The 26,215-nt window shown below is 64.6% G+C and carries 23 protein-coding genes and 1 riboswitch; of the genes, 11 read left to right on the plus strand and 12 right to left on the minus strand.

Annotation, left to right across the window (positions count from 1 at the left end; all coding sequences use genetic code 11):
* Positions 1-2: 2 nt before the first annotated feature.
* From gcvP to gcvT, 3 genes are all read right to left on the minus strand, one after another.
* Complete coding sequence (gene gcvP, locus IVA91_RS04915) at positions 3-2,870, minus strand: aminomethyl-transferring glycine dehydrogenase (protein ID WP_247418803.1); 2,868 nt, start codon at positions 2,868-2,870, stop codon at positions 3-5.
* Between the two features lie 174 nt (positions 2,871-3,044).
* Positions 3,045-3,413, minus strand: coding sequence for a glycine cleavage system protein GcvH (gene gcvH, locus IVA91_RS04920; RefSeq protein WP_247280671.1), 369 nt, complete (start codon positions 3,411-3,413; stop codon positions 3,045-3,047).
* A gap of 10 nt (positions 3,414-3,423) precedes the next feature.
* On the minus strand, positions 3,424-4,575 hold the full coding sequence (gcvT, locus tag IVA91_RS04925; RefSeq protein WP_247418766.1) for a glycine cleavage system aminomethyltransferase GcvT: 1,152 nt from the start codon (positions 4,573-4,575) through the stop codon (positions 3,424-3,426).
* Between the two features lie 147 nt (positions 4,576-4,722).
* A riboswitch (glycine riboswitch) is annotated at positions 4,723-4,813 on the minus strand.
* A gap of 236 nt (positions 4,814-5,049) precedes the next feature.
* Between gcvT and alaS the strand changes: the two genes are divergently transcribed.
* Positions 5,050-7,728, plus strand: a complete 2,679-nt coding sequence (alaS, locus tag IVA91_RS04930) for an alanine--tRNA ligase (RefSeq protein ID WP_247418768.1) — start codon at positions 5,050-5,052, stop codon at positions 7,726-7,728.
* A 197-nt stretch (positions 7,729-7,925) separates the two neighbouring features.
* Here alaS and IVA91_RS04935 read toward each other — a convergent pair whose 3' ends face one another.
* Positions 7,926-9,140 carry an NADP-dependent isocitrate dehydrogenase gene (locus tag IVA91_RS04935; RefSeq protein ID WP_247280674.1) on the minus strand — a complete coding sequence of 405 codons (1,215 nt, stop codon included), beginning with the start codon at positions 9,138-9,140 and terminating at the stop codon, positions 7,926-7,928.
* 336 nt (positions 9,141-9,476) lie between these two features.
* Here IVA91_RS04935 and IVA91_RS04940 point away from each other — a divergent pair, with 336 nt between their 5' ends.
* Both IVA91_RS04940 and cynS read left to right on the plus strand, forming a co-directional pair.
* Positions 9,477-10,685, plus strand: coding sequence for a TrmJ/YjtD family RNA methyltransferase (locus IVA91_RS04940; RefSeq protein ID WP_247418770.1), 1,209 nt, complete (start codon positions 9,477-9,479; stop codon positions 10,683-10,685).
* Between the two features lie 263 nt (positions 10,686-10,948).
* Positions 10,949-11,437, plus strand: a complete 489-nt coding sequence (cynS, locus tag IVA91_RS04945) for a cyanase (RefSeq protein WP_247280676.1) — start codon at positions 10,949-10,951, stop codon at positions 11,435-11,437.
* A gap of 133 nt (positions 11,438-11,570) precedes the next feature.
* Here cynS and IVA91_RS04950 read toward each other — a convergent pair whose 3' ends face one another.
* A complete protein-coding gene (locus IVA91_RS04950) occupies positions 11,571-11,894 on the minus strand; it encodes a DUF1476 domain-containing protein (RefSeq protein ID WP_247280677.1) in 324 nt (107 codons plus the stop codon).
* Between the two features lie 309 nt (positions 11,895-12,203).
* Between IVA91_RS04950 and purC the strand changes: the two genes are divergently transcribed.
* Together purC and purS are read left to right on the plus strand one after the other, a co-directional pair.
* Entirely contained in the window at positions 12,204-12,971 is a 768-nt protein-coding gene (purC, locus tag IVA91_RS04955) for a phosphoribosylaminoimidazolesuccinocarboxamide synthase (protein ID WP_173015815.1), read from the plus strand.
* A 15-nt stretch (positions 12,972-12,986) separates the two neighbouring features.
* Positions 12,987-13,226 carry a phosphoribosylformylglycinamidine synthase subunit PurS gene (gene purS / locus IVA91_RS04960; protein WP_247280678.1) on the plus strand — a complete coding sequence of 80 codons (240 nt, stop codon included), beginning with the start codon at positions 12,987-12,989 and terminating at the stop codon, positions 13,224-13,226.
* A 12-nt stretch (positions 13,227-13,238) separates the two neighbouring features.
* Here the strand turns inward: purS and IVA91_RS04965 are convergent, their stop codons facing one another.
* Positions 13,239-14,255, minus strand: a complete 1,017-nt coding sequence (locus tag IVA91_RS04965) for a magnesium and cobalt transport protein CorA (protein WP_247280679.1) — start codon at positions 14,253-14,255, stop codon at positions 13,239-13,241.
* A 169-nt stretch (positions 14,256-14,424) separates the two neighbouring features.
* Between IVA91_RS04965 and purQ the strand changes: the two genes are divergently transcribed.
* Positions 14,425-15,126, plus strand: a complete 702-nt coding sequence (gene purQ, locus IVA91_RS04970) for a phosphoribosylformylglycinamidine synthase subunit PurQ (RefSeq protein WP_247280680.1) — start codon at positions 14,425-14,427, stop codon at positions 15,124-15,126.
* The gene (locus IVA91_RS04975; RefSeq protein WP_247280681.1) at positions 15,123-16,094 is read left to right on the plus strand and encodes a tripartite tricarboxylate transporter substrate binding protein BugD; all 972 of its coding nucleotides are present in this window, start codon (positions 15,123-15,125) and stop codon (positions 16,092-16,094) included. The genes purQ and IVA91_RS04975 overlap by 4 nt, the downstream gene beginning before the upstream one ends.
* Positions 16,095-16,274: 180 nt before the next feature.
* Here IVA91_RS04975 and IVA91_RS04980 read toward each other — a convergent pair whose 3' ends face one another.
* Both IVA91_RS04980 and IVA91_RS04985 read right to left on the minus strand, forming a co-directional pair.
* Positions 16,275-17,240 carry a DMT family transporter gene (locus IVA91_RS04980; protein WP_247280682.1) on the minus strand — a complete coding sequence of 322 codons (966 nt, stop codon included), beginning with the start codon at positions 17,238-17,240 and terminating at the stop codon, positions 16,275-16,277.
* A gap of 74 nt (positions 17,241-17,314) precedes the next feature.
* Positions 17,315-17,794: a PaaI family thioesterase gene (locus tag IVA91_RS04985; protein WP_247458401.1), complete on the minus strand. Its 480-nt coding sequence runs from the start codon at positions 17,792-17,794 to the stop codon at positions 17,315-17,317.
* Between the two features lie 184 nt (positions 17,795-17,978).
* Here IVA91_RS04985 and purL point away from each other — a divergent pair, with 184 nt between their 5' ends.
* The gene (gene purL / locus IVA91_RS04990; RefSeq protein WP_247280684.1) at positions 17,979-20,189 is read left to right on the plus strand and encodes a phosphoribosylformylglycinamidine synthase subunit PurL; all 2,211 of its coding nucleotides are present in this window, start codon (positions 17,979-17,981) and stop codon (positions 20,187-20,189) included.
* A 34-nt stretch (positions 20,190-20,223) separates the two neighbouring features.
* On the opposite strand, the gene IVA91_RS04995 is transcribed toward purL, so the two are convergent.
* The gene (locus tag IVA91_RS04995) at positions 20,224-21,411 is read right to left on the minus strand and encodes an acyltransferase (protein WP_247280685.1); all 1,188 of its coding nucleotides are present in this window, start codon (positions 21,409-21,411) and stop codon (positions 20,224-20,226) included.
* Between the two features lie 169 nt (positions 21,412-21,580).
* Here IVA91_RS04995 and IVA91_RS05000 point away from each other — a divergent pair, with 169 nt between their 5' ends.
* The gene (locus tag IVA91_RS05000) at positions 21,581-21,754 is read left to right on the plus strand and encodes a DUF1328 domain-containing protein (protein ID WP_007612121.1); all 174 of its coding nucleotides are present in this window, start codon (positions 21,581-21,583) and stop codon (positions 21,752-21,754) included.
* Positions 21,755-21,827: 73 nt separating this feature from the next.
* On the opposite strand, the gene IVA91_RS05005 is transcribed toward IVA91_RS05000, so the two are convergent.
* On the minus strand, positions 21,828-22,187 hold the full coding sequence (locus IVA91_RS05005; RefSeq protein ID WP_247280686.1) for a DUF427 domain-containing protein: 360 nt from the start codon (positions 22,185-22,187) through the stop codon (positions 21,828-21,830).
* Positions 22,188-22,362: 175 nt separating this feature from the next.
* Here IVA91_RS05005 and IVA91_RS05010 point away from each other — a divergent pair, with 175 nt between their 5' ends.
* Both IVA91_RS05010 and IVA91_RS05015 read left to right on the plus strand, forming a co-directional pair.
* Complete coding sequence (locus tag IVA91_RS05010; protein ID WP_028137365.1) at positions 22,363-22,617, plus strand: BolA family transcriptional regulator; 255 nt, start codon at positions 22,363-22,365, stop codon at positions 22,615-22,617.
* Positions 22,618-22,656: 39 nt separating this feature from the next.
* Entirely contained in the window at positions 22,657-23,838 is a 1,182-nt protein-coding gene (locus tag IVA91_RS05015) for a low temperature requirement protein A (protein ID WP_247280766.1), read from the plus strand.
* Positions 23,839-23,849: 11 nt separating this feature from the next.
* On the opposite strand, the gene egtD is transcribed toward IVA91_RS05015, so the two are convergent.
* Both egtD and egtB read right to left on the minus strand, forming a co-directional pair.
* On the minus strand, positions 23,850-24,821 hold the full coding sequence (gene egtD / locus IVA91_RS05020) for an L-histidine N(alpha)-methyltransferase (RefSeq protein WP_247280687.1): 972 nt from the start codon (positions 24,819-24,821) through the stop codon (positions 23,850-23,852).
* Positions 24,822-24,872: 51 nt separating this feature from the next.
* Positions 24,873-26,171, minus strand: coding sequence for an ergothioneine biosynthesis protein EgtB (egtB, locus tag IVA91_RS05025; RefSeq protein ID WP_247280688.1), 1,299 nt, complete (start codon positions 26,169-26,171; stop codon positions 24,873-24,875).
* Between the last annotated feature and the right edge of the window lie 44 nt (positions 26,172-26,215).

Consider the following 26,215-nt stretch of genomic DNA (forward strand, 5'->3'; position numbering starts at 1 on the left):
CGCTACTCCGCGGCTTGCGCGTAATCGCTCGCCGGCGGGCAGGAGCACACCAGGTTGCGGTCGCCATAGACGTTGTCGACGCGCCCCACCGGACTCCAGTATTTGTCGCTGCGCGAGGTGCCCGCGGGGAAGCAGCCCTCGCTGCGGGTGTAGGCGCGATTCCATGCATCATCGGCGATGTCGTGCACGGTGTGCGGGGCGTGGCGCAGCGGCGAGGCCTCGATCTTGAAGCGGCCGGCTTCGACCTCGGCGATCTCCTTCCGGATCGCAATCATGGCGTCGCAGAAGCGGTCCAGCTCCGCCTTCGATTCCGACTCGGTCGGCTCGATCATCAGTGTGCCCGGCACCGGGAAGCTCATGGTCGGCGCGTGGAAGCCGTAATCGATCAGGCGTTTTGCGATGTCGTCGACGGTGACGCCTGAGGTCGTCTTCAGCGGCCGGGGATCGACGATGCACTCATGCGCGACACGGCCCTTGGCGTTCTTGTAGAGCACCGGGAAGTGCGGATCGAGCCTTGCCGCGATGTAATTGGCGTTGAGGATCGCAATCTCGGTCGCGCGCTTCAACCCTTCGCCGCCCATCATCAAGATATAGATGTAGGAGATCGTGAGGATCGAGGCCGAGCCGAACGGCGCGGCCGACACCGGGCCGACGGGTGCATCCGCCTTGGTCGCGGGATGACCGGGGAGGAACGGGGCGAGATGAGCTCTTACGCCGATCGGGCCCATGCCGGGGCCGCCGCCGCCATGCGGGATGCAGAAGGTCTTGTGCAGGTTGAGGTGGCTGACATCGGCGCCGTAATCGCCGGGCCGGGACAGCCCGACCTGCGCGTTGAGGTTGGCGCCGTCAAGATACACCTGGCCGCCATGGCCATGGACGATGTCGCAAATCTCGCGGATGTGCTCTTCGAACACGCCATGCGTCGAGGGATAGGTGATCATCACAGCGGCGAGGTCATTCGAATGTTTCTCGGCCTTGGCGCGGAGATCACCAACGTCGACGTCGCCGTTCTTGTCGCAGGCGACCACCACCACGTCCATGCCGACCATCGCGGCCGAGGCCGGGTTGGTGCCATGGGCGGAGGAGGGGATCAGGCAGATCTTGCGGTGGCTCTGTCCGCGCGCGGCATGATAGCCGCGGATCGCGAGCAGCCCGGCATATTCGCCTTGCGCGCCGGAATTCGGCTGCAGTGAGATCGCATCATAGCCGGTGATGTCGCACAGCCACTTTTCAAGCCGCGCGAACAGCGCGTGATAGCCGGCGGCCTGCTCGCGCGGGGCGAACGGGTGCAGCGTCGCAAACTCCGGCCAGGTCAGCGGCATCATCTCGGTGGTCGCGTTCAGCTTCATGGTGCAGGATCCCAGCGGAATCATCGCGCGGTCGAGCGCGAGGTCGCGATCACTGAGCTTGCGCATGTAGCGCAGCATCTCGGTCTCCGAGCGATGCGCATGGAACACCGGATGGGTGAGGAAAGCGGTCGTGCGCTTCAAGTCGTCCGGCAGCGCCTCGCGCGTCTCGGCGTCGATCTCGGCATAGGCAAGTGTGCCGCCGAAGGCGCGCCAAACCGCTTCCACCGTTGCAGGCGTCGTGGTCTCGTCGAGCGCAATGCGAAGCGCGGTTTCACTGATGCCGAGATTGATTGTCTCGGCGGTCGCGCGCGCAATGATCTCGGCACGCTTGGCGCCAGCATCGACGCTGAGCGTGTCGAAGAAGGTCTCCGATTGGAGCGCAAAGCCGAGCTTGCGCAGGCCGGTGGCGAGCACGGTCGCGCGGCGATGCACATTTTGCGCGATCTGCGTCAGGCCCTCGGGGCCGTGATAGACCGCGTACATCGAGGCGATCACGGCGAGGAGCACCTGCGCGGTGCAGATGTTGGAGGTCGCCTTCTCGCGGCGGATGTGCTGCTCGCGGGTCTGGAGGGCGAGGCGATAGGCCGGCATCCCGCGCGAATCCACGGAGAGGCCGACGATGCGGCCCGGCAGCGAGCGCTTCAGCGCGTCGCGCACCGCCATATAGGCCGCATGCGGTCCGCCATAGCCCATCGGCACGCCAAAGCGCTGCGCCGAGCCGATCGCGATGTCGGCCCCTAGCTCGCCGGGCGAGGCGAGCAGCGTCAGTGCCAGCAGATCGGCGGCGACGATCGCGAGCGCGCCCTTGGCGCGCAGTGTCGCGATCGCGGGACGCAGGTCCCGCACCGCGCCCGACGAGCCCGGATATTGCAGCAGCGCACCTAGCACGTCACTCTTAGCGAGATCGGTGAGGGGATCGCCGACGATCAGGCTCCAGCCGAGCGGCTCGGCGCGGGTGCGCATCACCGCGAGCGTCTGCGGATGCACGTCCTTGTCGACGAAGAAGGCTTTTGCCTTCACCTGTGAGTGCCGCTCGGCGAGCGCCATGGCTTCGGCCGCCGCGGTCGCCTCGTCGAGCAGCGAGGCGTTGGCAACGTCGAGCCCGGTGAGGTCGCAGATCATGGTCTGGAAATTGAGCAGCGCCTCGAGCCGGCCCTGGCTGATTTCGGGCTGGTAGGGCGTATACGCCGTGTACCAGGCCGGATTCTCCAGGATGTTGCGCTGGATCACCGCGGGCAGGATCGTGCCGGAATAGCCCTGACCGATCAGCGAGGTGAAGACCTGGTTCTGCCGCGCGAGCTCGCCCATATGCGCGATCGCCTCGGTTTCGCTCAAGGCTTTGCCGAGATCGAGCGGGGCGGCCTGCCGGATCGAGGCCGGCAGCGTCTCCCCCATCAGCGCATCGACGCTCTTGGCGCTGACGGCCTCGAGCATTGCGGTGACGTCGCGCGTCGAGGGGCCAATGTGGCGGCGAACGAAGCTGGCGGCGGTGTCGCCGTTGGATTTGCGGTGCGCGGTCATCATAGGGTCCTCGCTAGGAGTTGCTGTCATCGTCCGCCTTGTGCGCACTTGCGCACAGGGGCGGACGATCCAATACGCCGTGGCCCCTCGGCTCTAGCCGAAGCGGCTGCGTCGACTGGATGCCCCGCCTTCGCGAGGCATGACAGTGAGTGTGAGGCGGCTACTTGCTTCATCTCACGCCGTATGCGCTTTGTACGCAGCCTCATCCATGAGGCCGCCGAGCTCGTTTCTGTCGGCAATCTTGATCTTGAAGAACCAGGCCGCGCCCTGCGCATCCGTGTTCACCAGCGCGGGCTCGGCCGCGAGTGCGGGATTGGTCTCGAGCACCTCGCCCGTAACGGGCGCGTAGACGTCAGAGGCGGCCTTGACGGATTCCACGACCGCGGCGGCTTCTGCCTTCTTCAGCACGCGGCCGATCTTGGGCAGCTCGACGAACACGACGTCGCCGAGCTGCTGCTGCGCGTAATCGGTGATCCCGACGGTGGCGATGTCGCCCTCGATGGCGAGCCATTCGTGGTCGGAGGTGTACAGCGTCGTGGTCATGGGCGAATCCTCAGCGTTTGTAGGTGTTTTTCACGAAGGGCATGGCGGCGACCTCGACGGCTAGGCGCTGGCCGCGCACCTCGGCGAACAGCTTGGTGCCGAGCGCGCTCTGGCTCGTGGGCACATAGCCCATCGCCACCGGCGCATTCAGGCTCGGGCCGAAGCCGCCCGATGTAACCTTGCCGATCGGCTCGCCCGCCGTCGCATCCGCAAACAGCAGCGCGCCCTCCCGCACCGGCGCGCGTCCCTCAGTGCGCAGGCCGACGCGGCGGCGGGATGCACCCTGGTCGAAATGGGCGAGAATCTTCTCGGCGCCGGGGAAGCCGCCGGCGCGCGTCCCACCGCTGCGGCGGCTCTTCTGCACCGACCATTCCAGCGCGGCTTCGACCGGCGTGGTCGTGGTGTCGATGTCGTGGCCGTAGAGACAGAGCCCGGCCTCCAGCCGCAGGCTGTCGCGGGCCCCGAGCCCGATCGGCAGCACGTCCGGGTTTTCGAGCAGCGTCTTGGCGAGGCGCTCGGCATCGCCAGCGGGCACGGAAATCTCGAACCCGTCCTCGCCGGTATAGCCCGAGCGCGAGACGAAACAGGGGAGGCCGGCGACCTCGCGCGGGCCGGCATCCATGAATTTCATGGACGGCGCCTCTGCACACCATTTCGCCAGCGCCGTTTCCGCCTTCGGGCCCTGGAGCGCGATCAGCGCGCGGCCGTCCAGGGGATCGATGACGCAGTCGTCGGAGAGATGCACGCGCAGATGCGCCTCGTCGGCGTCCTTGCAGGCGGCATTGACGACCAGGAACAGGTGATCGCCGAAATTGGCGACCATCAAATCGTCAAGGATGCCGCCATCCGCATTGGTGAACTGGGCGTAGCGCTGCCGTCCCGGTGCAATCGCAATGATATCCTGCGGCACCAGCCGCTCCAGCGCACGGGCGGCGTCCTCGACCTTGCCGGATTTCGGCCGTAGCGCGATCTGCCCCATGTGGGAGACGTCGAACAGGCCGGCGGAGGCGCGGGTGTGGAGATGCTCCTTCAGCACGCCCGCAGGGTACTGCACGGGCATGTCATAGCCCGCGAACGGCACCATCTTGCCGCTCTGGGACACATGCAGGGCGTGGAGCGGGGTACGTCGGAGGAGGGAATCGTGGTCGTCGGGTGCAGGCATTACAGGGGCCCTCGGCGGTTCCCCGGGGACGATTCCCCGGCAGCAACCCATCGAAGCCCCATCTGTCGCTGTGCCTGAGAGTATTATCCCGTCGGCGGACGCTGTCCGGGTCTTAACCCCCGTCGGCGCCTCTTTCCAGATGTTGTCAAAGCCACGCGGTCCTTTTGCCTGAGAGTTTCCGGGGCGGTTGCTCCTTCGGCGCCGGCTGCCTAAAGCCGGTCTCTCCCGACGTGGCCGTACGATACAGATAGGTAAAGACCACAGCCTGGCCAAGCCTGTCAACGCGGCCGGCATCGGCTTTCAACCGGGATTGCGCGACTGCGGCAACCTACTGATCTGCTTGCACATCTCCTTGCACAGTTTCTGGACAGCGAAGCTGGCCTTGTCTAAAAGCGCTTTGGCCCGCAGATATCAGCCTTTAGCGTCTGTTTTGGATGGCGAGAAGCGGGCCCAAGCATACCCGATTGGATGAACATGAGCGGCGTCAACGAGATCAGGTCGACCTTTTTGAACTTCTTTGCCGAGAACGGCCACGAGATCGTGCCGTCCTCGCCACTCGTGCCGCGCAACGATCCGACCTTGATGTTCACCAATGCCGGCATGGTGCAGTTCAAGAACGTCTTCACCGGCGTCGAGAAGCGGCCCTATCAGCGCGCCACCACCTCGCAGAAATGCGTGCGCGCCGGCGGCAAGCACAACGACCTCGACAATGTCGGCTACACCGCGCGCCATCTCACCTTCTTCGAGATGCTCGGCAACTTCTCGTTCGGCGACTATTTCAAGGAGCGCGCGATCGAGCTCGCCTGGAAACTGATCACCAGCGAGTTCGGGCTGAAGAAGAACAAGCTGCTCGTCACGGTCTACCACACCGACGACGAGGCGGCGGGCCTGTGGAAGAAGATCGCCGGCTTCTCCGACGACCGCATCATCCGGATTCCGACTTCGGACAATTTCTGGGCGATGGGCGACACCGGCCCGTGCGGCCCGTGCTCGGAGATCTTCATCGACCGCGGCGAGCACATCTGGGGCGGGCCTCCGGGCTCGCCCGAGGAGGACGGCGACCGCTTCCTCGAATTCTGGAATCTCGTCTTCATGCAGTACGAGCAGGTGACGAAGGAGGAGCGCGTGGGCTTGCCGCGTCCCTCGATCGACACCGGCATGGGCCTGGAGCGCATGGCCTGCATTCTCCAGGGCGTCGAGAGCGTGTTCGAGACCGACCTGTTCCGCAATTTGATCGACGCGGCGGCGTCCGCACTCGGCAGCGGGCCGAACGAGCAGACCGTCGCCTCGTTCCGGGTCATCGCCGACCATCTGCGCTCCTCGGCCTTCCTCATCTCCGACGGCGTGCTGCCCTCGAACGAGGGCCGCGGCTATGTGCTGCGCCGGATCATGCGCCGCGCGATGCGCCATGCGCAGCTTTTGGGCGCGAAAGAACCGCTGATGCATCGCCTGGTCTGGGCGCTGGTGCGCGAGATGGGCCAGGCCCTTCCGGAACTGGTCCGCGCAGAGAAGCTGATCGAGGAGACGCTGCGGCTGGAAGAGACCCGCTTCCGCAAGACGCTGTCGCGCGGACTTGCCATCCTCGATGAGAAGAGCGCGTCCTTGAAGAAGGGCGACATGTTCGACGGCGACGTCGCCTTCACGCTCTACGATACCTACGGCTTCCCGCTGGACCTGACGCAGGACGCGCTGAAGTCGCGCGGCATCGGCGTCGACCAGGCGGCGTTCTCTGATGCGATGGAGCGTCAGAAGGCCAAGGCGCGCGAGTCCTGGAAGGGTTCTGGCGAGGCGGCTTCCGAAGCGATCTGGTTCCCGCTGCGTGAGAAGCTGGGTGCGACCGAATTCCTCGGCTACGAGACCGAGAGCGCCGAAGGCGTGGTTTCCGCGCTGGTCAAGGACGGCAAGGAGGCGGACAGCCTCAAGGCCGGCGAGACCGGCGCGATCGTGCTGAACCAGACACCATTCTATGCGGAATCCGGCGGCCAGGTCGGCGACACCGGCGTGCTGCTCGGCGAGGGCGGCATCAAGGTCCGCATCACCGACACGCAGAAGAAGCTCGGCGATCTCTTCGTCCATATCGGCACGGTCGAGAGCGGCGAAGTGAAGCTCGGCACCGCGCTCCAGCTCGAGGTGGATCATTCGCGTCGTGCGTCGATCCGCGCCCACCACTCGGCGACGCACCTCATCCACGAGGCGCTGCGCCAGGTGCTCGGCGACCACATCGCTCAGCGCGGCTCGATGGTCGCGCCCGACCGGCTGCGCTTCGACTTCGTGCATCCGAAGCCGATCACGGCCGAGGAGCTCGCCCGCGTCGAGGACATCGCCAACGACGTGGTGCTGGAGAACGACGAGGTCACCACGCGTATCATGGGCGTCGATGAAGCCCGTGAGGCGGGGGCGCGCGCCCTGTTCGGCGAGAAATATGGCGACGAGGTCCGCGTCGTCTCGATGGGCAGGACCGCACGCGAGCGCGGCGCCAACACGCTCGGCTGGTCGGTCGAGCTCTGCGGCGGCACGCATGTGAAGCGGACCGGCGACATCGGTCTGATCACGCTCACGAGCGAGAGCGCGGTCGCCTCAGGCGTGCGCCGCATCGAGGCGCTGACCGGCAATTATGCGCGCAAGCACGCCAATGACACCATGGCGCTGGCGAAGATTGCGGCGAACGAGCTGCGCACCTCCATCGACGACGTGCCGGCGCGCATCGCCGCGCTGATGGAGGAACGCAAGAAGCTCGAGCGCGAGCTCTCCGACGCGCGCAAGAAGCTCGCGATGGGCGGCGGCGCGTCATCGAGCAACGGCGCGGCGGCGGGCGTGCGCGAGGTCGGCGACGTCAAGCTGATGGCGCGCGCGGTCGAGGGCATCGAGATGAAGGATCTCAAGAGCCTTGCCGACGACGGCAAGAAGCAGATCGGCTCCGGCGTCGTCGCTATCGTCGGCGTCACCGAGGACGGCAAGGCCGGTGTCGTGGTCGGCGTGACACAGGATCTGACCGCGCGCTTCAACGCCGTGAACTTGGTGCGCATCGCGTCCGAAGCGCTCGGCGGCAAGGGCGGCGGCGGCCGGCCCGACATGGCGCAGGCCGGCGGCCCTGACGGCGCCAATGCGGCCGCGGCGCTCTCGGCGATCGAAAAGGCGATGGCAGGCGCTTAAAACCCCGTATCCCCCGTTCGGCGAGGACGGGGTCGGCATGATGCTTCCTCGGACACAAGTGTCGTCGTTGCGAGGAGCTCGCGACAAAATTGCAGAGCTATTTTGCGCTGATGCGATGGAGCAATCCAGTGTCCGCCGTGGAGGCAGTCTGGATTGCTTCGCTTCGCTCGCAATGACGGTTGAGGCGAGACGCCAGCTTACGCTGCCAGCGCCTTCGTGAGGTTCTCGGCGACCTTGTCGAGAAAGCCGGTGGTCGAGAGCCAGCGCTGGTCGGCGCCGACCAAGAGTGCGAGATCCTTGGTCATGTAGCCGGCTTCGACGGTGTCGACGCAGACCTTCTCCAGCGTGTTCGCGAACTTGGCGAGCTCGGCATTGTTGTCGAGCTTGGCGCGATGCGACAGGCCGCGCGTCCAGGCGAAGATCGAGGCGATGGAATTGGTTGAGGTCTCCTTGCCCTTCTGGTGCTCGCGGTAGTGGCGGGTCACCGTGCCGTGGGCGGCTTCGGCTTCCACCGTCTTGCCGTCGGGGGTGAGCAGCACCGAGGTCATCAGGCCGAGCGAGCCGTAGCCCTGCGCAACCGTGTCGGACTGCACGTCGCCATCGTAATTCTTACAGGCCCAGACGTAGCCGCCGGACCATTTCAGCGCCGAGGCCACCATGTCGTCGATCAGGCGGTGCTCATAGGTCAGGCCCTTGGCGTCGAATTCCTTCTTGAACTCGCGGTCGAAGATATCCTGGAAGATGTCCTTGAAGCGGCCGTCATAGACCTTCAGAATCGTGTTCTTGGTCGACAGATAGACCGGGTAGCCGCGCAGCAGGCCGTAGTTGAAGGAGGCGCGGGCGAAGTCGATGATGGAGTCATCGAGATTGTACATCTCCATGGCGACGCCGGCGCCCGGCGCCTTGAACACTTCCTTCTCGATCACGGTGCCGTCCTCGCCGACGAACTTCAGCGAGAGGGTGCCCTTGCCCGGGAACTTGATATCCGTGGCGCGGTACTGGTCGCCATAGGCGTGGCGGCCAATGATGATCGGCTTGGTCCAGCCGGGAACGAGACGCGGCACGTTCTTGCAGATGATCGGCTCGCGGAAGATCACGCCGCCGAGGATGTTGCGGATGGTGCCGTTCGGCGACTTCCACATCTGTTTGAGATTGAACTCCTTCACCCGGGCTTCATCAGGGGTGATGGTGGCGCACTTGACGCCGACGCCGACCTTCTTGATCGCCTCGGCGGCGTCGATGGTGACCTGATCGTTGGTGTGGTCGCGGTATTCCATCCCCAGGTCGAAATAGAGCAGCTCGACGTCAAGGAACGGGTTGATCAGCTTGTCCTTGATGTACTGCCAGATGATCCGGGTCATCTCGTCGCCATCGAGTTCGACGACGGGATTGGATACCTTGATTTTTGCCATGATCGGGGAAGCCTCTTGGGAACGGCGCTTTGGGCGCGCCACGGGAATATCCGGCGCCTCTTAGCACCGCCGCGCGGCGGGCGAAAGCCAAGGGATTATGCACTTTTAGCCCATCCAGCTTGCGCAGACGGGAAGCGGCAGCCGGCTCCCCGGCCGGGCCGGGCTGACGTTCCAGGCGAGATTCAAAAGTCGAATCCAAGCCGTTATTTCCCTTGAGAATTCTGTCAGGACAGGCAAACGACAAGCGGCGATGCGGCCGGTCCGGTGGGCCGGCTTGAATCAACTCCTGAAGCGGCCTCTGCAAGGCCTTGAGAGACAGCGTGAAAGCGAAGTGAGATGTCGGGGACTGACAAGAGCAAAGCGGGGCTTTCCCTCGACGGTCCCATCGTGATCCTGGTCGAGCCGCAGCTCGGGGAAAACATCGGCATGGCCGCGCGCGCCATGGGCAATTTTGCGCTTGCCGCCTTGCGCATCGTCAATCCCCGCGACGGCTGGCCCAACATCGCCGCGCAGCGCGCCGCGGCCGGCGCCGACCACATTCTGGAAAAGGCCGAACTGTTCGAGACGGTGGAAGAGGCCGTCGCCGATCTCGATCTGTTGTTCGCCACCACGGCGCGGGCCCACGACCAGGCCAAGCCGGTGGTCGGGCCGGAGGCGGCAGCGGCCGAGATCTCGGGTCACATCGCCACAGGGGGCAAGGCCGGTATCCTGTTCGGCCGGGAGCGCTGGGGCCTGACCAACGAGGAGGTCGGGCTCGCCAACCGTATCATCACCTTCCCGGTCAATCCTGGCTTTGCCTCGCTCAACCTCGCCCAGGCCGTGCTGCTGGTCGGCTATGAATGGTTCAAGCGCGCCACGTCAGGCGAGCTGCCGCACGGCATGCCCGAGCGCTCCGAACGCGCCTCGCAGCACCAGATGCAGGCCTTCTTCGACAACCTCGTGCGCGAGCTCGACAAGGTGGAATTTTTGCGCCCGGCCGAGAAGCGGGACACCATGCTGGTCAACCTGCGCAACATCTTCACCCGGATGGAGCCGACCAAGCAGGACATGCACACGCTGCACGGCGTGGTGATGGCGATCGCGGAAGGCCGCAAGGGCCCGGCCAAGGGCGGCGTGCTCGACGGCGAGCAGGCGACGCGCCTGCGCGCGCTCTTGGCCGAGCACGGGCAGGGCGGCAGCGTGCCTGACAGCGGCTCGACTGTGCGCGGGCTCGCGCGCCTGCTCCGCCGCAACCCGACCGACGCCGAGCGCCTGCTGTGGCAGGCGCTGACCCGCGACCGCCGCTTCGCCGGCCAGTTCAAGCGCCAGACCCCAGTGGGGCGGCACATTCCCGACTTCGTCTCCTTCCCGCACCGGATCGCGATCGAGCTGGTCAACGCGGGCGAAGGGGAAGCCATTGCGGCAGATCGCGCGTCGCGGCAGGCTTGGCTGGAGGCGCGGGATTATCGCGTGCTGGAGATCCGGGCGGCGGACGTGGAGCGCGATCTGGAGGCGGAGCTGGTGCGGCTGCAGGGGCTGATGTCGGAAGGATCGAGCGCTTCGTAGCAGGTAGCCTCAGACAGGGTGCCACCATCGAACAAAGACTATTGGCTGCTTCGTCGAGCAACGTCTTCGATAACGTTGCTCTTATCGCAGTCGCTGGAGAACGCGCGGAGAGGACATCATCGACGAGCGGGCGGTCAGGCGGATTCACGGACTTGCCGTCACGAGAGGCGCCGCCATGAAGCGCTAGCCTCATTTATTGGCACGCTTCGTGCCTCCCAAAGCGGCAGGCCCGGCACAATGCCGAACCAAGAGGAGACCCTGACATGAAACGCGAAGACCTCACCGAAAAGCTGCTCGACATCAAGCGCGAGAAGGGCTGGAGTTGGAAATACATCTGCGAGAAGATCGGCGGCTATTCCGAAGTGCTGATAACGGGCGCGATCCTCGGCCAGATGAAATTGACAAAACCGCAGGCCGCCAACGCCGGCGAGCTGTTCGGCCTGTCGAAGGCGGAAGTTGCGATGCTCAACGAGGTGCCGATGCGCGGCACCGGCACGCCGATGCCGCCGACCGATCCCCTGATCTATCGCTTCTACGAAATGGTGATGGTGAACGGCCCGGCCTGGAAGGCGCTGATCGAGGAAGAGTTCGGCGACGGCATCATGTCGGCGATCGACTTCGACATGGGAATCGAGCGCGTCGCCAACCCGAAGGGCGACCGCGTCAAGATCACCATGAGCGGCAAGTTCCTGCCGTACAAATATTACGGCGCCAGCGGTAACGTGCCGGAATACGGCTTCAAGGAGGGGTGATTCAGCTCTGTCATTCCAGACGCCGCGCCAGCGGCGATCCGGAATTCCGAGATTCTCAGGTGCGCACTTGCGCACCTGAGTTCGGACCTGCGGACCGCCCCGGAACGATGGTGTGTGTGGATGCGCCTCGCGTCTACTTTCCCGCCTTCACCTCGGCGGCCGCCACTGCGAGCAATTCGCTCATCTTGGCGCGAATCGCCTGCTCGGTGACGGCAACGTTCTTGGCGGCGAAATCGGCCATGATCTTGCGCAGGACGTCGGCATCGCCGGCCTCCTCGAAATCCGCCGCGACCACCTCCTTGGCATAGGCAGTGGCGGCATCGCCGGTGATGCCGAGCTTTTCCGCCGCCCACAGGCCGAGCAGCCGGTTGCGGCGGGCCTCTGCCTTGAATTTCTGCTCCTCGTCGAGGGCGAACTTCTTCTCGAAACCTTCCTGCCGCTTGTCGAACTCGCTCATGCCTTGTTCCAAATCCCTCTGAATGGAGCGGAGCCTTCCGTTGCGGCGCCCCGACTGCATGCCTACATAGATAGCAGATATCGGCAAAACAACGGGCCGTTAAGCCGCAGTCAAGGCGGTATAAGTCGGCGTCGGATGGACCGGATCGATTGTGCTGGGACAGCCAATCGGATAGGTTGCCTGAAGGTTTGGTTCCTGTTCTGTTTCCAGAGGTTCCAGGCCGTTCACGGCAGCTCCGCTGTGGGTCGTAATCCTAGTCAACCGGAGCACACCAGATTCATGGATTTCAACAAAACACGGTACATCCCAATGAGCCGTCGGCGTCGCATTTATGAAGGCAAGGCAAAGGTTCTCTATGAAGGCCCGGAGCCCGGTACCCTGATCCAGCACTTCAAGGATGACGCCACCGCGTTCAATGCGAAAAAGCATCAGGTGATCGAGGGCAAGGGTGTCCTCAACAACCGGATCTCGGAGTACCTGTTTCAGCACCTCAACGACATCGGGGTGCCGACCCATTTCATCCGCCGGCTCAACATGCGCGAGCAGTTGATTCGCGAGGTCGAGATCGTGCCGCTGGAAGTGGTGGTGCGGAACGTTGCCGCCGGCTCGCTGTCGCAGCGCCTCGGCATCGAGGAGGGCACCCAACTGCCCCGTTCGATCATCGAGTTCTACTACAAGAATGACCAGCTCAACGACCCCATGGTGTCGGAAGAGCACATCACTGCGTTCGGCTGGGCGACGCCGCAGGAGATCGACGACATCATGGCGCTCGCCATCCGCGTCAACGATTTCCTCACCGGCCTCTTCCTCGGCATCGGCATCCGCCTCGTCGACTTCAAGATGGAGTGCGGCCGCCTGTTCGAGAACGAGATGATGCGGATTATCGTCGCCGACGAGATCTCGCCGGACTCCTGCCGTCTATGGGACATCAAGTCGAACGAGAAGCTCGACAAGGACCGCTTCCGCAGAGACCTTGGCGGCCTGCTCGAGGCCTATACCGAAGTCGCAAAGCGCCTCGGCATCCTCATGGAGAACGAGCGTCCGCAGGGCTCCGGCCCAGTGCTGGTGAAAAGCTGAAAGAGGATCTTTGACGTGAAGGCACGTGTTACCGTTACCTTGAAAACGGGTATCCTCGATCCGCAAGGCAAGGCCATCGAAGGCGCGCTGAAGTCGCTCGGCGTCGACGGCATCGCCAGCGTCCGGCAAGGCAAGGTGTTCGACATCGAGCTCGCCGGCGCCGACAAGGCCAAGGCGGAAGCCGCGCTGAAGGAAGCCGCCGACAAGCTGCTGGCGAACACCGTGATCGAGAATTATCGGGTCGAGATCGTCTAATGCGCGTGCCGCTCACAGCCATCCCACGCTGCGAAAACGCCAGTACAGCGCGCCGCATGCCGTCAGCATCACGCCGAGCAGCATGTAATAGCCGTATTCCCATTCCAGCTCCGGCATGTGCTTGAAGTTCATGCCGTAGATGCCGGCGAGGGCAGTCGGGATGGCGATGATCGCGAGCCAGGAGGCGAGCTTCTTGGACACCGCCGTCTCCTGCGCCTGGCCGACCAGCAGGCTCGCCTCGAAGGCGAAGGCCAGCACCTCGCGCATGGAATCGATGCGCTCCTGGATGTTGCGGACGTGGTCCGTGACGTCGCGGAACAGCGGCTGCATGGCTTGGCGCACCATGGCGAGTTCGTCGTGCTCCAGCCGGCGGCAAACCTCCACCAGCGGGCCGATCGCGGTCCTGAGCCGCAACAGGTCGCGGCGCAGCATGTAAAGCCGCTCGATCTGCGCCTTGCTGATCGGCTTGGAGAGCACGTCGTCCTCGATGGCCTCGACTTCATCGTGAATGCTTTCGAGCACGGGCGAGTAATTGTCGACGATGAAATCGAGGATGGCGTAGAGGATGTAATCCTCGCCGCGCGCCAGCGCCCGCGGGCAGCTTTCGCAGCGTTCGCGTACCGGCGTGTAGGAGGTCGAAGCGCCGTGGCGCACCGACACCAGATAGCCTTCGCCGACGAAGATGTGCGTCTCGCCGAAGGCGATGCGGCCCTCGATCAATTGCGCGGTGCGCGCGACGATGAACAGAGCCTCGCCATATTGCTCGATCTTGGGCCGCTGATGGGCGTGGTTGGCGTCCTCGATGGCGAGCTCGTGCAAATCGAACTGCTTCTGCACGGCGCCGAGGAGCGCCATGTCGGGTTCGTGCAGGCCGATCCAGACCACGTGTCCGGGCTTGGCCCGCCAGCTCGAGGCCTCGCTGATGGCGATATTGGCAACGCGGCGGCCGTCGACATAGGCGCCGGCCGCGACGACGCCCTCGGCGGACACCGGTTCGGCAGGAGATGCGGACAGCGACGGGACGTTCATGGCTTCAATCCCGGGCAATTCGAGCGGCCAAACCGCATGCGGCCATGGCCTGTGTACAAGGCCCTTTGCCGAGGCTAGCACTGGTAAAATCCCCGTCAAATCGTTATGTCTCTTGGCGAATTGGCCCTCCCTGCCATCTCGATTCCAGCCACCGTCGGAACATTACGCCATGAAAGCCGCCATCCTCGTCTTTCCCGGAATCAACCGCGAGCGCGACATGGCGCGTGCCTTGAGGCTGATCTCCGGCCGCGAGCCCGTGATGGTGTGGCACGCCGAGACTTCACTGCCTGCGGGCACCGACCTCGTGGTGGTGCCGGGCGGCTTCTCCTATGGCGACTATTTGCGCTGCGGCGCGATCGCGGCGCGCGCGCCCGTAATGGACGCGGTGCGCGACTATGCAGCCAAGGGCGGCCTCGTGCTCGGCGTCTGCAACGGTTTCCAGATCCTCTGCGAATCCGGCCTGTTGCCGGGCGTCTTGATGCGCAATGCGCGGCTGAAATTCATCTGCCACGACGTGCATCTGCGGGTCGAGCGTTCCGACACGCCGTTCACCCGCGGCTACAATGCCGGGCAGGTGATCCGCGTGCCCGTCGCGCATGGCGAGGGCAATTACGAGGCGGACGAAGAGACTATCAAGCGGCTCGAAGGCGAGGGGCGGGTGCTCTATCGCTACTGCTCCCCTGAGGGCGTGGTTGATGAGACCCATAACATCAACGGCGCGGCGCATTCCATCGCCGGCATCGTCAACGACAAGGGCAACGTGCTCGGCATGATGCCGCATCCGGAAAACCACGTCGAAGACATCATGGGCTGCACTGACGGCCGCGGCCTGTTCGCCGGCCTCGTCCAGCATTTGGAAAAAGCCGCGTGATCTGGTTCGTGCTGAAGCGCTCGCTCGCCGCGCTCGCGGCGCTGTCGTTCGCGACCGTTGCGTTCGCGCAGGATTATCCCAAGCGTCCAATCACCATGATCGTGCCGTTCGCGGCCGGCGGCACCTCGGACGTGATCGCGCGGACCGTGGCCGAGCAGATGGGCATCGCGCTCGGCCAGACCATGGTGATCGAGAACGTCGCCGGCGCCGGCGGCTCGACGGCGCTGGCACGCGCCTCCCGCGCCGAGCCCGACGGCTACACCATCGCGATCGGCAATGCCGGCACCAACGCGGCGACCTACACGATCTATCCAAAGCTGCCGTTCACGCCGGAATCGTTCGTGCCGATCGCCATGGTGGCGAAGACGTTCGGCGTCGTCGCCGTGCGCAAGGATTTTCCGGCCAAGGACCTGAAAGAGTTCATCGCCTACGCCAAGGCCAATCCAGGCAAGATCAATCTCGGCCATGCCGGCGTCGGCTCCTCGAACTATCTGATCTGCAAGAGCTTCGTCACCGCCGCCGGGATCGACGCGACGCTGGTCGGCTATCGCGGTGCCGCGCCCGCGCTGACCGATGCGATCGGCGGCCAGATCGACGGCGTCTGCGATGCGGCCGCCTCCGTCTCGCAAGCAATCAACGACAAGCTGGTAAAGGGCCTCGTGGTCGGCTCGACCGTGCGGCTGGCCTCTTTGCCCGATCTGCCGACATCAGCCGAAGCCGGCCTAGCCGAATTCGAGGCGCAGGGCTGGAACGGCCTGTTCGCGCCCAAGGGCACCCCGCCGGCCGTGATCGCCAAGCTGAATGCCGCCGCGCGCACGGCTGTGGAATCCGACGCGGTGAAGAAGCGCTTCGCTGACCTCTCGACCGTTGCGCCCGATCCCGACGAGCACACGCCGGAAGTGCTGCAAAAGCTCGTGACGCGCGACGTGGAAAAATACCGGAAAATGCTCGCGGACGAGGCCAAGTAGCGGCCAGCCTTCGATCGACAATCATTCATTTGTTTCAGGCGGCGCAGCTATGGTTGCGCATCACTAGCGCCTGACCGAAAGTCAGCTCAATCAGGAGGGGTCGGGCTCGTCACAAAAATGGAGCGGAAGAAGGGGGCGCATCTTCCTCGTGGCGGCCGCTACGCCCCATCTCATCCCGCTCTAGCGCAGCTTCAGCCGTTCGGTCGGCACCGTCATTGCCGCAACACCGGCCATGACCAGCAGCAGACCCAGCGCGAGGTTCGACGGCACGCTCTCGCCGAGCAGCAGCACGGAGAGGCCGACGCCGATCGGGATGCGCAAATAGCCTTGGGCGTTCGTCGTGAGCGTGCCGAGCCGCCCGAGGCAGACATAGAACAGCATCAAGCCCAATGCGCTCGACACGATGCCCATGACGATGGTGGCGGTGATCGCGGTCGGCGTCGGGTGCAGCGTCCAGGGCTGGTCGATGAGAAGCGAGGGCGGCAGCAGGATGATGCCGCCGAACAGCAGCGAACCGGCCGCCACCACCATCGGGTCGTAATCGGACAGGCGCAGGCCGAAGATCGTGGCGCAGGCAAACGAGATGGTGGCGAAGAGGATCGCGACCTCCGCGATGATCTCGCGACTGAGCCCGCGCAGCGCATCGAGGCCGACGATGAGAATCGTGCCGGCAAGCCCGAGGATCGCGCCCGCGAGCTTGAGCAGCGTCGCCGGCTCGTGCCGCGTGATCAGCGATGTGATCAGGAAGGCGAAGATCGGCGTCGTCGAAGCCAGCACCACCGTGTTCGACGCCGGCACATATTGCTGCGACCAGGTGATGATCAGGAACGGAAAGGTCGAGTTGATCAATTGCTGGGTCGCGAACAGCTTCCAGGCTTTCGCGTCGGTCGGGATCGTGACGCCGCGCATCCACAGGATCGCGAACAGGAAGGCGGCCGCGATCAGCGAGCGCGCCGCGATGAAGGTGATGGGTGGGATCGTGTCCAGCGCCAGCTTGGCCAGCGGATAGGTCGAGCTCCAGCAGCAGGCCAGCGCCAGCAGCAGCGCGAAGTCGCGCCAGCTGCGTGCCCCGGTGGTGGCGATTGACGGCAACGGCGTTGATGCGGACGCCGTCGTGCGACCCGCCTCCGATGTGCTCTGCGGCACCTTGTTCTTGCTCCCCGGCGCACAAGCGCTTGACCAACTCTGGGCGAGGGAGCGTGAAAAGGGAAGGCGTCGAGCTATGCGTTTGGCTGGGGCTGCGGCTTCCGCTTCACCCGCTTGATCGTCCCGGAAAAAGTGAACAGCGGCCGTCCGTCGGAGGCCAGCTTGCCACGCAGGAAGATCAGCGAGCCGCCGGCGCGAGACACTTCGCCCACGCATTCGATCAACTCGCCCTCGCGTGCTGCATCGAGGAAGTCGCAGGCGAAATTGGTGGTCACGGCAGGCCCATCCAGCTCATGGGTGGCGATTGCAAACAGGCAATAATCGGCGAATGCCATGAAGCAGCCGCCATGGACGTTGCCGGAGCCGTTGAGGTGCTTCCTCTCCACCCGGAAGGCGCAGCGGACGCTGCGGTCCGCCTCGATCCGGTGCCAGAAGGGGCCGACATGGGATTCAAAACTGTCGCGAATCCAGGTCCGCCAGCCCTTGAATTCGCCGTCTGTGGCGACGTGGAGGTCGGGGCGGCGGGGCGGAGGGGCTTTGGTCAATTCGTGCAAGGACGTGGGCCTTCAATTGCGGGTCTTTAGCCCTTAAATCCGATCCGTCCGCGCCGTGCAATTCCTGTTCCCGCAGGTCGCCTGCCGCAAAACGTGGGACAGCGGGAAAATGCGCCACAAAGGGCTTTTCGTGAGCCCCCGATGTTCCTAAGAACGGCCAAACGCTGCCGAAAGCCCCCAATCCATGAAGAATGAACCCAAGATCACCCCAGAACTGGTTGCCGCCCACGGGCTCAAGCCCGACGAGTATGAGCGCATCCTCAAGCTGATCGGGCGGGAGCCGACCTTCACGGAACTCGGCATCTTCTCGGCGATGTGGAACGAGCATTGCTCGTACAAGTCCTCACGCATCCATTTGCGTGGTCTGCCGACCAAGGCGCCCTGGGTGATCCAGGGGCCCGGCGAGAATGCCGGCGTGATCGATATCGGGGATGGGCAGGCTGTGGTCTTCAAGATGGAGAGCCACAACCACCCGAGCTACATCGAGCCGTACCAGGGCGCGACCACCGGCGTCGGCGGCATTTTGCGCGACGTCTTCACCATGGGCGCGCGTCCGGTCGCTTGCCTCAATGCGCTGAGCTTCGGCGCGCCGGAACATCCCAAGACGCGGCATCTCGTCTCGGGCGTGGTGGCTGGCGTCGGCGGCTATGGCAATTCCTTCGGCGTGCCGACGGTCGGCGGGCAGGTGCGCTTCCACACCCGCTATGACGGCAACATCCTCGTCAACGCGATGGCCGTGGGCCTCGCCGATGCCGACAAGATCTTCTATGCGGCTGCCTCCGGCGTGAACATGCCGATCGTCTATTTGGGCTCCAAGACCGGGCGCGACGGCATTCATGGCGCCTCGATGGCGTCGGCCGAGTTCGACGACAAATCCGAGGAGAAGCGCCCGACCGTGCAGGTCGGCGATCCCTTCGCCGAGAAGCTGCTGCTCGAGGCCTGCCTCGAGATCATGGAGAAGGGCTGCGTCATCGCGATCCAGGACATGGGCGCGGCGGGCCTGACCTGCTCGGCGGTCGAGATGGGCGCCAAGGGCGACCTCGGCGTCGATCTCGATCTCGATGCGGTGCCGACGCGCGAGACCGGCATGAGCGCCTACGAGATGATGCTCTCGGAGAGCCAGGAGCGCATGCTCATGGTGCTCAAGCCCGAGAAGGAGAAAGAGGCCGAGGCGATCTTCAGGAAGTGGGGGCTCGACTTCGCTGTCGTCGGCTACACCACGCCGAGCAAGCGTTTCGTGGTCAAGCATGGCGGCGACGTCATGGCTGATCTGCCGATCAAGGAGCTCGGCGACGAGGCGCCGGTCTATGACCGCCCGCATGTCCCCTCCGCCGCGCTGCCGATCGTGCACGCCCGCGACGTGCCGGCGCCGATGGGCCTCGGTGCGGCCTTGGAGAAGCTGATCGGCACGCCGGACATGTGCAGCAAGCGCTGGATCTGGGAGCAGTACGACCACGTCATTCTCGGCAACACCATGCAGCGTCCCGGCGGCGATGCCGCCGTGGTGCGCGTGCAGGACGGGCCGAAGGGCCTGGCGCTCACTGTCGATGTCACGCCGCGCTATTGCGAGGCCGATCCGTTCGAGGGTGGCAAGCAGGCGGTGGCGGAAGCCTGGCGTAACATCACCGCGGTCGGCGGCAAGCCGCTGGCGATCACCGACAACCTCAATTTCGGCAATCCTGAACGGCCCGAGATCATGGGCCAGTTCGTCGGCTGCCTGCAGGGCATCTCGGAAGCCTGCCGTACGCTCGACTTCCCGGTCGTCTCCGGCAATGTCTCGCTCTACAACGAGACCAACGGCCGGGCGATCCTGCCGACACCCTCGATCGGCGGCGTCGGTCTGCTCGACGATTTCACCAAGTCTGCCTCCCTGGCCTTCAAAGCCGAGGGCGAAGCGATCCTGCTGATCGGCGAGACCCATGGCTGGCTCGGCCAGTCGGTGTACCTGCGCGACATCTGCGGTCGCGAGGAGGGCGCCCCGCCGCCGGTCGATCTTAGCGCCGAAAAGCGCAACGGCGATTGCGTGCGCGGCATGATCCATGCGGGCACCGCGACGGCCGTGCACGACCTCTCCGATGGCGGTCTGCTGGTCGCGCTCGCCGAAATGGCGATGGCGAGCGGCATCGGCGCAAGACTGCTCGCAGCACCGACCGCGCTCGTTCCGCAGGCCTATTGGTTCGGCGAGGACCAGGCGCGCTATCTCGTCACCGTGCCGGAAACGGAGGCCGGCCGCGTGCTCGCCAAGATGCGCGGCTGCGAGGTGCCCTGCGTGCGCATCGGCACCACTGGTGGCGATGCGGTTGCGATCTCAGGTGAAGCGGCGGTGGCGATCGACGTGTTGCGTCAGTCGTTCGAGCGCTGGCTGCCGGAGTATATGGGCGGGAAGGTGGCCTGAGCGGCTTCCGCATACTCAGACCCGGATTACGCCCTCACAACACGTGCGACGCGCCCGGAATCTTCCGCAACGCCGCAGTCAGGCCCCAGCTCAGGATCACCGTGAGCACGAAGCCGATCGCCGCCTTCGCGATCGCAGGCCACGCATAGTCGAACAGGGCGTACTGGATCCACAGCGCGATCGGATAATGCACCAGGAACATGCCGTAGGCATCCGCCTGCATGCGGTCGAGCAGGGTCGACCCCGGCGCCTTCGAATGCAGGAAGAAGGCGAGAATCGCGAGCAGGATCGAGGCCGAGAACAGCACGACGAAGGTGCCGTAGAACACATGATACCAGTGCGGCAGCCGATCCGGATTCCCGAGGATCTCACGCTTGATATAGATCATGCCCCACATCAGGCAGTAGGGGATCAGCGTGACGACCACCCACAGCCAGCGGGTTTTCGGCAACTGGCCCTCGGCGCTGAGCACACCGCGGTCGAAGTTCGCCGCACCGACGCTGACGCCTATGAAGAAATACGCGAAATAGAGCAGGATGCGGCTCGCCTGCACCGAGAACGGCCCGAACTCGAACCACTTGTTGGCCCCGAAATAGACCAGCGCCGGCACGTAGACGATGACACTGATGGCCGCGAGCAGCAGCCAGAATAGGGCCGGCTGCTCGAAACCGCGCACCGAGATGCGGTTGACCGGATCGACCAGATGCGCCGAGACCCGGTAGAGCAGGCTCGCCGTCAGGTCGAACGCCAGCAGCACCCAGACGAACCAGATCGGGCCGCTCGGCCACGGGCCCGCCGTCACCGTCTTCCACCAGAACGAAGCGAAGGTCAGCTCCGGCTCCTGCCGCAGCGCGATCGCGTAATAAGCGAGCGGAATGACGGTGAAGGCCGCGATCACGAACGGCAGCCCGAGGCGCAACAGGCGGTCGCGGAGAAAGACTGACGGCGCCTTGCGCGCGATGCCCGGCCAGGTGAACAGTCCCGACAGGAAGAAGAACATCGCCATGAAGAAGCTGTCAGTGGCGAGCACGATCACGTCGAAGCCGGCCCAGGAGGCCGGATCGGTGTGACCGAAATGCGTGTAGGGGATCACCGCGTGATGCAGCAGCACGACCAGCGTCAGGAAGGTGCGGGCGCGATCGAGCGACAAATTGCGCGCCTTGCTCTTGGGCGCAGCATGCGCCTCCGCGCCGATCGTCGCTGAATGTGACATCGTGATCATCGTTGCCCCGCGCTCCCGCTCCCGGTGCGGACTGTGCCGCCGGGAACCAGTTTCATCAAGGGCCCTTTGGGCCGCCCCCAGTCATAGGAACCAGTTCCGCGCAGCGAAGTTAGCGTTCGCGAAAAAGGTGTGAGGGCCGCGAGGGGGCGGCACCAATTCGGAGGCGGCGATGACGATCCTGAAGTGGGCGCTGATCTTCTTACTTGTCTCGATCGTGGCCGGTGTGCTCGGCTTCACCGGCATTTCGGCCGCCTCCGCCGATATCGCCCGCTTCCTGTTCTACGTCTTCGTCGTGATCTTCCTGGTGCTGCTAATATTGGGGCTCACGATCTTCAGGGCGTAGCCCCGCGGCATCCATGCTTACACTCGTCATGGCCGGCGACGAGCCCGGCCGTGACGGCGGCGTCTAGCCAGGGCTAGCCCACTTCCTCGATCTTCACCTTGTCCGGATAGAAGGCGAGATGGCCGGAAATCTCCGTCATCGCGGGGAAGGGCGTCTCGTAGGTCCAGATCGCATTGTCCAGCGTCTTGCCATCGGCCTTGATGCTGTAATAGCTCGCGTCGCCCTTGTACGGGCAGTGGGTGACGCGGTCGGTGCGCTCGAGCAGCGCCATATTGGCGTCCTCCCGCGGTACATACTGCACCGCCGGATATTTGGCCTCCTTTAGAGTCAGCGCCTTGCTGGTCTCGGCAATCACGATGTCGCCGGCCGTGACGCGGACGCGCCGGGGATTTTGGGTGATGGTGATGGGGTGGTCGGGCCCTGGAAGCTTCATGATGTCACGCCTTTTCGATCAACCTGCCGCGCGCGGCACTTTGTCGTGCCTTCCTGTTGCGATCAGGGATATAGTGCCGGACGGCGTGACGGTGAAGGCCGTCCACGCTAAGTTTGGCCGTGCCGGTGAGGGGACCCCGGCAAGCGATTCGAGACCAGAAGGAGCAAGACCCGAAATGCCCATGGACGCCCACGATATCGAGGCGATGATCAAGGCAGCGATCCCCGATGCCGAGGTGACCATCCGAGACCTCGCCGGCGACGGCGATCACTATGCCGCGACCGTGATCTCTGAATCCTTCCGCGGCAAGTCCCGCGTCCAGCAGCACCAGATCGTGTATCAGTCCCTGCGCGGGCAGATGGGCGGCGTCCTGCACGCCCTGGCGCTGCAAACCGGGGTACCTGGCGGACCCGGGGCGCCGGGCACCTGATCTGAACGGCACCTGATCTCGGCGCGACGGGGGACGATGATGGCTGCGGACAACCCGCGCGGCGCAATGTTTCGCGTCATCGGTCCGAACCAGCACGGCCGCGTCACCAATGCCGAGCTGTTCTTCGACCTCGTCTTCGTCTTTGCCGTCACGCAAATCTCCCACACGCTGCTGCACCATTTCACGCCGCTCGGCGCGGTCCATGTCGCGGTGCTGTTTCTGGCGGTGTGGTGGGTGTGGGTCTACACCGCCTGGGTCACCAACTGGCTAAATCCCGAGCTGACGCCGGTCCGCATCCTGCTGTTTGCGATGATGCTGGGCGGCCTCGTGCTGTCGACGACCATCCCAACCGCCTTCGAGGGCCGGGGCCTGTGGTTTGCGATTGCCTATGCGGCCATGCAGGTCGGACGCACGGCGTTCTGGCTGTTCGCGACCCCGCATCATCGCACCGCGGTGCGGCACAACGCTATTCGCATCCTGACCTGGCTCTCGCTCTCCGCTGTGTTGTGGATCGCAGGCGGCTTGTCCGAGGGAGACACCCGGCTATGGCTGTGGATCGCAGCAGTGACCTGGGAGTACATCTCGCCGGCCGCACGCTTCTGGGTCCCGAAGCTGGGCTTCTCGTCGGTCGAGGCCTGGGCCGTCGAAGGCGCGCACATGGCCGAGCGCTGCTCTTTGTTCGTCATCATCGCGCTTGGCGAAGCCGTCGTCGTCAACGGCGCCACTTTTGCTGAGCTGACCTGGACCGCGGGCAACATCCTCGCCTTCGTCTCGGCCCTGGTCGGCGCCATCGCGATGTGGTGGGTCTATTTCCACAAGGGCGCGGAGGCCGGCTCCGAGCGCATCTCCAAGTCCACCGAATCCGGGCGGCTGGCGCGGCTCGCCTACACCTATCTGCACATGCCGATCGTCGCCGGCATCATCCTGACCGCGGTCTCGGACGAGCTGGTGCTGAAGCATCCCACTGGTCATTCCGACCTGCGGATCATCCTGAGCACGATCGGCGGGCCGCTGGTATTCCTGGTCGGCACCATCCTGTTCAAGCACGCCATTCGCGGCTTCCTTCAGCTCTCCCACGGCATCGGCATCATCCTGCTGCTGGTGCTGTGGTGGTTCGCCGCCGACCTCTCGCCGCTCTGGCTGTCGGTCGCGACGTCCGTGATCATGATTGTCGTTGCGGTGTGGGAATCGGTGTCGCTCGGGTCGGCAACCGAGGCCTAAGCGCGGAAGGCCTAGTCGGCGACCTCCAGCGCGTGCACCGAGAACATCTTGGCCGCATCGGTCCAGCTGTCGCGCACGCGCCAGCCTGCGTCTTGCGCCAACGCAGCAAAGCGCTCGAGGCTGTATTTGTAGCTGTTCTCGGTGTGGATGCTCTCACCGGCGCGGAACGAGAAGCTGGTGCCGAGCAGGCGCACGGTCTGGCTCTTCTTGCTGATCAGGTGCATCTCGATCCGATGACGCTCGCGATTGTAGATCGCGCGATGGGTGAACGCGGAGAGATCGAAATTGCCGCCGAGCTCGCGATTGATGCGGACCAGCACATTGAGGTTGAAGCGCGCGGTGACGCCGGCGGCATCGTTATAGGCATCAAAGAGCACCCGCTCGTCCTTCTCGAGATCGGCGCCGATGATCATCTGCGCGCCGCGGCCGAGGATCTTGCGTGCGCTCTTCAGGAAGCCCTCGGCTTCCTGCGGCTCGAAATTGCCGATGGTCGAGCCAGGGAAGAAGCCGACCTTGGACATGGACGCGACCGCCCTGGGCAGCTCGAACGGCGTGGTGAAGTCGGCCGCCACCGGGTGGATGCCGAGCGCGGGAAAATCCCGCTTCAAGCCGTTCGCCTGCGCCTTCAGGAAATCGCCGGAGATGTCGACCGGCACATAGGCTGCAAACTTGCAGTGGTTCAACAGCAGCCGGACCTTCGTGGTCGCGCCGGCGCCGAACTCGACCAGGGCCGCATGCTCTGGGATGATCTTCGCGATCTCGCTGCCGCGCTCTTTCAGGATCGATAGCTCGGTGCGCGTCGGATAATATTCCGGCAGGCGCGTGATCGCCTCGAACAATTCCGATCCGGTCGCATCGTAGAAATATTTCGGCGACAGTTTTTTCGGCTGCTGCGAGAGATTCTCGATCGCCTCGCGGGCGAAGGCAGTCGTCTGCTCGTCGGGGAGATGGGCTTCGGCCAAAGCGCTGGCGTGCACATTCATGATACTCTCCTGAACGCGCTGTCCGGCGCGCATTTGTCGTCGGAAGTTTTTTTACTCGTAGCCGGCAAGCCGCAGCCCCGTGAACTGCCAGCGGTGGTGCGGATAGAAGAAGTTGCGATAGGTGATACGGCTGTGGCCTTCGGGAGTTGCAAGCGAGGAGCCGCGCAGCACCAACTGGTTGACCATGAATTTTCCGTTGTATTCGCCGAGCGCGCCTTCGACGGCGCGGTAGCCGGGGTAGGGCGCGTATGAAGAGCGGGTCCATTGCCAGACAATGCCGAAAGCATCGTTGAGCTGGCCCGTGCGGGCCGCGACCTCCCATTCTATCTCGGTCGGCAGGTGCTTTCCGGCCCAGCGCGCGAACGCATCCGCCTCGTAATAGCTGACGTGGCAGACCGGCGCGTTCGGATCGATCGGCTTGAGGCCGGCCAGCGTCATCACGTGCCAGGCGCCATCGACCTCGCGCCAATGGCCCGGAGCGTCCCAGCCCTCGTTGCTCACGGTGGCAAAACCGTCCATCAGCCACAGCGTTGCGGTCCGGTAGCCGCCGGCGCGCATGAAGGCGAGCCATTCGCCGTTGGTGACGAGATGGCGGGCGATCTTGACCGGGCCGACGAGGGCGCGATGCGGCGGCTTCTCATTGTCGAAATGGAAGCTGTCGTCGACGTGGCCGACGGTGTGGATGCCCTCGTTCAGCGTCAGCCAGTCCTCGCCGCCCCGGGTCGCGGCCGGGAAACGCCAGTTCGCATCGTAGGCCGGCGAGACCGGGTTTTGCGCGAAGGCGTGCAGGATGTCGGTGAACATCAATTCCTGATGCTGCTGCTCGTGATTGAGCCCGACCTCGACCAGCGGTGCGATCTCGCGCAGCTTGTCCCAGCCGGCCTCGCGGAAGAATTTGACGACGGCCGCATCGACATAGTTGCGATAGGCGCCGACCTGGTCGGCGCTGGGACGGGTGATATCGCCGCGGCGATGCCGGGCATGACGCGGGCCGGCGCTGACGTAATAGGAATTGAACAGGAACGCGAAATCGGGGTGGAAGGGCCGGTAATCAGGACAGTGCTCGCCGAGCAGGAATTGCTCCCAAAACCAGGTGGTATGCGCGCGGTGCCATTTCGTCGGGCTCGCATCGGGCATGGACTGGATCTGTTGGTCCTCCGGCGACAGGGGGGCGGCGCGGCGCTCGGTCTCGTCGCGGACGGTCAGAAACGCGTCTTGAAGCCGCTGGGCGAACTTGCCCGGATCGGAGGACAGCGACGAAAGCTGGGGGGCGGCCGTAGCGGAGGCTGGTTTCGTCACGGTTTTCTCCAGACAGGACAAGAGAACGTTGTTCGCGTTTCCCGGTTCCATGACCAGGGTTCGTCCTAGATAGGGGCTCCGTTACGGTATGAAAG

Origin of the sequence: Bradyrhizobium sp. 153, assembly GCF_023073835.1 — a bacterium.
Taxonomy (GTDB): domain Bacteria; phylum Pseudomonadota; class Alphaproteobacteria; order Rhizobiales; family Xanthobacteraceae; genus Bradyrhizobium.

What these genes read in the sequence shown, in the direction of transcription:
- gcvP (WP_247418803.1), bottom strand. Translation starts at nt 2,870, where the DNA reads ATGACCGCGCACCGCAAATCCAACGGCGACACCGCCGCCAGCTTCGTT.
- gcvH (WP_247280671.1), bottom strand. Translation starts at nt 3,413, where the DNA reads ATGACCACGACGCTGTACACCTCCGACCACGAATGGCTCGCCATCGAG.
- gcvT (WP_247418766.1), bottom strand. Translation starts at nt 4,575, where the DNA reads ATGCCTGCACCCGACGACCACGATTCCCTCCTCCGACGTACCCCGCTC.
- alaS (WP_247418768.1), top strand. Translation starts at nt 5,050, where the DNA reads ATGAGCGGCGTCAACGAGATCAGGTCGACCTTTTTGAACTTCTTTGCC.
- IVA91_RS04935 (WP_247280674.1), bottom strand. Translation starts at nt 9,140, where the DNA reads ATGGCAAAAATCAAGGTATCCAATCCCGTCGTCGAACTCGATGGCGAC.
- IVA91_RS04940 (WP_247418770.1), top strand. Translation starts at nt 9,477, where the DNA reads ATGTCGGGGACTGACAAGAGCAAAGCGGGGCTTTCCCTCGACGGTCCC.
- cynS (WP_247280676.1), top strand. Translation starts at nt 10,949, where the DNA reads ATGAAACGCGAAGACCTCACCGAAAAGCTGCTCGACATCAAGCGCGAG.
- IVA91_RS04950 (WP_247280677.1), bottom strand. Translation starts at nt 11,894, where the DNA reads ATGAGCGAGTTCGACAAGCGGCAGGAAGGTTTCGAGAAGAAGTTCGCC.
- purC (WP_173015815.1), top strand. Translation starts at nt 12,204, where the DNA reads ATGAGCCGTCGGCGTCGCATTTATGAAGGCAAGGCAAAGGTTCTCTAT.
- IVA91_RS04965 (WP_247280679.1), bottom strand. Translation starts at nt 14,255, where the DNA reads ATGAACGTCCCGTCGCTGTCCGCATCTCCTGCCGAACCGGTGTCCGCC.
- purQ (WP_247280680.1), top strand. Translation starts at nt 14,425, where the DNA reads ATGAAAGCCGCCATCCTCGTCTTTCCCGGAATCAACCGCGAGCGCGAC.
- purL (WP_247280684.1), top strand. Translation starts at nt 17,979, where the DNA reads ATGAAGAATGAACCCAAGATCACCCCAGAACTGGTTGCCGCCCACGGG.
- IVA91_RS04995 (WP_247280685.1), bottom strand. Translation starts at nt 21,411, where the DNA reads ATGATCACGATGTCACATTCAGCGACGATCGGCGCGGAGGCGCATGCT.
- IVA91_RS05000 (WP_007612121.1), top strand. Translation starts at nt 21,581, where the DNA reads ATGACGATCCTGAAGTGGGCGCTGATCTTCTTACTTGTCTCGATCGTG.
- IVA91_RS05005 (WP_247280686.1), bottom strand. Translation starts at nt 22,187, where the DNA reads ATGAAGCTTCCAGGGCCCGACCACCCCATCACCATCACCCAAAATCCC.
- IVA91_RS05010 (WP_028137365.1), top strand. Translation starts at nt 22,363, where the DNA reads ATGCCCATGGACGCCCACGATATCGAGGCGATGATCAAGGCAGCGATC.
- IVA91_RS05015 (WP_247280766.1), top strand. Translation starts at nt 22,657, where the DNA reads ATGGCTGCGGACAACCCGCGCGGCGCAATGTTTCGCGTCATCGGTCCG.
- egtD (WP_247280687.1), bottom strand. Translation starts at nt 24,821, where the DNA reads ATGAATGTGCACGCCAGCGCTTTGGCCGAAGCCCATCTCCCCGACGAG.
- egtB (WP_247280688.1), bottom strand. Translation starts at nt 26,171, where the DNA reads ATGGAACCGGGAAACGCGAACAACGTTCTCTTGTCCTGTCTGGAGAAA.